Source organism: Streptomyces niveiscabiei (genome assembly GCF_001419795.1).
Lineage (GTDB): Bacteria > Actinomycetota > Actinomycetes > Streptomycetales > Streptomycetaceae > Streptomyces > Streptomyces niveiscabiei.
The window spans coordinates 1-3,576 of the sequence record NZ_LIRL01000888.1 but is presented as its reverse complement, the minus strand read 5'-3'; the positions used below and the strand labels follow the sequence as shown (position 1 = coordinate 3,576).

Here is a 3,576-nt window from a genome sequence, read left to right as displayed (position 1 = left end):
GACCTCGGCGGCGACTCCATCCTCAGCATCCAGGTCGTCTCCCGCGCCCGCCGCGAGGGACTGAGCCTCACCTCCCGCGACCTCTTCATGCGCCCGACGATCGCCGCCCTGGCGTCGGAAGTCACCGTCGCCGCCGAGCAGCACGAGGACACCGAGGCCGCGATCAGTGGCCCCGTCGGGACAACTCCCGTACGGGAGTGGTACTTCCGCTCGCACCCGGTGTCCCCGGAGCACTTCACCATGTCGCTGACGTTCGCCCTGCCGGACGGCACCGACCTCACGGCTCTCCGCACCGCGCTCACGACTGTCCTCCACCAACACGACGCCCTGCGCAGCACGTTCGCCCGCACCGCGTCCGGCGACTGGACCGGCGAGATCGCCCCCGCCGTGGACGTCGACGAAGTCCTCACCGTCCACGACCTCCCAGCCGACCCCGACACGGCCTGGCGCGACCTCGTCATGGCCACCCAGTCCGGGCTGGACCTCACCCGAGGCCCTCTCCTGCGAGCCGTCGTCGGCAGAACAGCCGACGCGACACCCGACCGGCTGCTCCTCACCGCCCACCACCTCGTGATCGACGGCGTCTCCTGGCGCATCCTCCTCACCGACCTGACCACCGCGTACGACCAGGCGCTGACCGGCGCCGAGATCGACCTCGGCCCGAGAAGCACCTCGGTGCAGCAGTGGGCCGACCGTCTCAACTCCCATGTGGCGGAAGGCGGTTTCGCCGACCAGATCCCGTACTGGCTCTCGGTGCTGGCCGGCGCGGAGACCCGACTCCCCCTGGACCTGCCGGGAGTCAACACGGTCGCCGCGCAGTCCGCCGTCTCCGTCGCGCTGGACGAGGAGGACACGCAGGCGCTCCTCTACCGCGTACCCGGCCTGTACCGCACCCAGATCAACGACGTCCTGCTCGCCGTCCTCGCGCGCACCCTGCGCACCTGGACCGGCCGCGACCGGATCGCCGTCAACCTGGAGGGCCACGGCCGCGAGGAGATCTTCGACGACATCGACCTGACCCGTACGGTCGGCTGGTTCACCTCGATCTACCCGATCGCCCTCGAACTCCCTGAAGACGACGACTGGTCGGCGACGATGAAGTCCGTGAAGCGCCAACTGCGCGCGATCCCGGACCGGGGCGTCGGCTACGGCGCGCTGCGCCACCTGGGCAGCCGTACCCTCGCGGACGCCCCCGAACCGCAGCTCAGCTTCAACTACCTGGGCCAGGCGGGCGACGGCGGAGCAACCGGGCTGCTGGGCCGCCGAGTTCCCACCGACGGCCAGGACCACGGCCCCGAACAGGAACGCAACCACCTGATCGACGTCGTCGCCGTCGTCGACGAGGGACGACTGCACATCACCTGGTACCACTCCACCGCGATCCACCGCACGGCGACCGTGGAGGCGCTGGCCCAGGACTATCTGGCCGCCCTGCGGAGCATCACGCGGCGATAGTTCACCCCCCTGCCGCCGCCCCGACACACCTAATGCCGTGAGGAGAGGAATTGAGCACGCAGCCGTCCCGGGAGAGCCGTATCAGCTCACTGCCCGAGAACATGCGCGAACTGCTCCGCCGGCGCCTCGCCGGTCAGGCGCCGACGGACACGGGTATCCCCCGGGTCTCCCGCGAGGGCGAACTCCCCGCCTCCTTCGCCCAGCAACGGCTGTGGTTCCTCGACGAGTTCCAGCCCGGAAGAGCCGAGTACAACACCGGCCTCGCCCTGAAGATCACCGGCCCCCTCGACCCGGACGCCCTGCGCCGGGCCATCGGCGACGTCGTACGACGCCACGAGTCGCTGCGGACGACCTTCGACACCGTGGACGGCCGAGTCGTGCAGATCGTGCACGACACGGTGGACGTCCCCGTCGAACAGGTCGACGTCCCGGCCCGGGAGGTGGACGAACTCCTGCGCCAACGCCTGCTGGTGCCCTTCGAGTTGCGCACCGGCCCCCTCTTCCGCGTCCTGCTGGTCCGCGTCGCCCCGGAGGAACACGTCCTCCTGCTGTCGATGCACCACATCGTCAGCGACGGCTGGTCCCTCGGCATCCTCACCCGGGAGATCAGCACCGCGATGAACGACCCCCACCCCCAACTCCCGCCGCTGCCCGTCCAGTACGCCGACTACGCGAGCTGGCAGCACCGACACACCCAGGACGCCGCCCAGTTGGACTACTGGCGCACCCAACTGGCCGACCTGGAGCCCCTGGAACTCCCCACCGACCGCCCCCGCCCCGCCGTGCGCACCTCGGCCGGCGCCCTGCACCGATTCGAGGTCCCGTACGACATCGCCGCCGCCCTCCGCGAACGAGACACCAGCCTCTTCGTCCAACTTGCCGCCCTCACCCAGCTGATGCTCGCCCATCACAGCGGCCAGGACGACATCGTGCTCGGCACGGTCACCTCGGGGCGTGACCGCCCCGAACTCCAGGAGGTCATCGGCTTCTTCGTCAACACCCTCGTCCTGCGCGGCCACATAGACCGCACGGCGACCTACGACACCTTCCTCGCCGCGACGAAGGCCACCGTCCTGGAGGCGTTCGACCACCGCGACGTCCCCTTCGACCGCGTCGTCGAGGCGGTCGCCCCCGAACGCGACCCGAGCCGGATGCCCCTCGTCCAGGCCATGCTGGTCCTCCAGAACACCCCGGCCCTGGACATCACCCTCCCCGGCGCCCACGTGACCCCCCTGGACGTCACCCGCGAGGCCCTGCCCTTCGACCTCATGCTCGAATTCAGCGAGCAGGACGGGCAGTTGACGGGCGCGATCGAGTACAGCACCGACGTGTACGACGCCGACACGGCCGAACGCATGGCCGCCCACTGGCTCAACCTCGCCCACGCGGCGACTTCGACACCCTCCCGACGCATCGCGGACCTGTCCGTGCTGGGGGAGGACGAGCGGGCGGTCCTCGACGAGTGGTCCGGTGGCCGTGGGGTTGCGGCGGGGCGGTCTGTGGTGGAGGTGTTCGGGGAGCGGGTGGCGGAGGCGCCGGATGCGGTGGCGGTGGTGTGTGGGGAGGAGTCGCTGACGTATGCGGAACTCTCTGCGAGGGCTGAGCAGTTGGCTCGGGTGTTGGCGGGTCGTGGGATCGGTGTTGAGTCGCGGGTGGGGTTGTCGCTCGGGCGGTCGGTGGATCTGATCGTTGCGATGCTGGCGGTGTTGAAGGCGGGGGCAACGTACGTTCCCGTCAACCCGGCGTTCCCGGAAGAGCGTGTGCGTCAAGTGCTGGCGGATGCGGGTGTTGAGCTGGTGCTCGGTGAAGTTGCGGGGCCGGAGGGGGAGTTGCCGGTTCCGTCGGCTGATTCCTTGGCGTATGTGATGTTCACGTCCGGGTCGACGGGTCGTCCGAAGGGGGTCGCCGTCACGCAGAGTGCGATTGTCGCGTTGGCTGCTGATGCGCGGTTCGCGGGGCATGAGCGGGTGTTGTTCCATTCGCCGCACTCTTTCGACGCGGCGACGTACGAGATCTGGGTGCCGTTGTTGAACGGTGGCTGTGTGGTGGTCGCCGAACACGAACTGAGTGCGCCTGTCGTGCGGGAGACGGTGTCTCGGCATGGTGTGACCGGGATGTGGG

At 69.6% G+C, this 3,576-nt stretch carries 2 protein-coding genes; both read left to right on the top strand.

Going from position 1 to position 3,576, the window contains the following annotated elements; genetic code table 11:
• Nucleotides 1-1,455: condensation domain-containing protein (locus tag AOK24_RS36325; RefSeq protein WP_240554285.1), on the top strand; the 1,455-nt coding region annotated here is incomplete at its 5' end.
• Nucleotides 1,456-1,505: 50 nt separating this feature from the next.
• A partial coding sequence (locus AOK24_RS36320; protein ID WP_159052110.1) for a condensation domain-containing protein occupies nt 1,506-3,576 on the top strand: 2,071 nt, incomplete at its 3' end.